This is a genomic window from Dysosmobacter segnis (genome assembly GCF_014297285.1).
GTDB classification, from domain to species: Bacteria; Bacillota; Clostridia; order Oscillospirales; family Oscillospiraceae; genus Oscillibacter; species Oscillibacter segnis.
Genome location: NZ_JACOQI010000090.1, coordinates 1 through 1,162 on the forward strand (window position 1 = coordinate 1; position 1,162 = coordinate 1,162).

Genomic DNA, 1,162 nt, shown 5'->3' on the forward strand with positions numbered 1-1,162 from the left:
TTCAAGTGAAATTCCTGGACTGACCCGTTTCCACGGGGAACGGATATGGTGAGATCGACGTCGCTATAGGAGGTCAGCCCAAGGATCGAGCCCGTTACGCTCATATCCGCAAACGCGAAGTGAAGTCCGCAGATCTTTTCCGCAAAGTCGACCGGGTCGATGCGATCCATTTTGCGGTCTGACAGCGTCAGATAGCGGAACAGCACTCTGCGGGATATTCGTTCAAGATCTTTCCGAGATAAAATCGGCATCCGCGTTCCTCTTCACATCTTAGCTGTCATGGAAGGGAAGGTGTTCCCTTGGCTATGACCATATCATAACAATCTCATAAAGCTATGTCAATGTCACATTTATAGCGTAACAAGCTATTTGCGATTGACAAGAATAGCTATCCCCGTGTATAATGGGATCATCCTAAGACGGAGGGTTTCTTTATGAACAGTCAGAAAACAACGGTTATCCCGTTTCCGGCTCCTTCAAAGAACGGCGTGAGATACAGTGCTGAGACTGAGAAGCAGAACAATGTGATTGGTACAAGGCTTTCGGAAGAACTCAAAAACCGAAAGCTGAGTAAAAAAGAATTCTGCACAACATTGAAGGACTTTGGTGTAGATGTAAGCCAATCCGCGCTGGGGAAGTGGACGAATGGCCTGACTGTTCCCAATGCGTATCAACTGCTGGCGATCTGCTATGCGCTGGATCTTGAGGATGGCCTTGCTGCCTTTACCGGAGAACATACGCCTCTGCTCAACGAAGTGGGCGCGGAAAAGGTTCGTGCTTACCGGGAGGATCTGATCGCTACCGGTAAATACAATCCCATGCCAACGCCCACGAATACGATCCGCTATATCGATAAGCCCGTCAGCAATCTCAGAGTCTCAGCCGGTACAGGCAGTTTCTTGGATGAGGACAACTTTGAGATGGTCAGTTTTCCGGAAAACGCGGTTCCGGCGGAAGCGGATTTTGGCGTTAGAGTATCCGGCAACAGTATGGAGCCGGTCTATCATGACGGGCAGATCGTCTGGGTGGAGCGGTGCGAGACGCTCTCAATAGGCCAGGTCGGTGTGTTCGTCTATGACGGTGAGGGCTATTTGAAATCCTATGGGGAGCGGGAGCCTGACGAGAGCGACCGTGACGCATTTACGGACAGCTACGGAAGGCT

The 1,162-nt window shown here is 50.6% G+C and carries 2 protein-coding genes; one reads left to right on the forward strand and one right to left on the reverse strand.

All coding sequences use genetic code 11. From position 1 onward, the window contains the following. Positions 1 to 251, reverse strand: a 251-nt coding sequence (locus H8Z83_RS19135; RefSeq protein WP_187016481.1) for a hypothetical protein, incomplete at its 3' end; no start/stop codon positions are given. A 183-nt stretch (positions 252 to 434) separates the two neighbouring features. Here H8Z83_RS19135 and H8Z83_RS19140 point away from each other — a divergent pair. Next, a partial coding sequence (locus H8Z83_RS19140) for an XRE family transcriptional regulator (protein WP_187016482.1) occupies positions 435 to 1,162 on the forward strand: 728 nt, incomplete at its 3' end.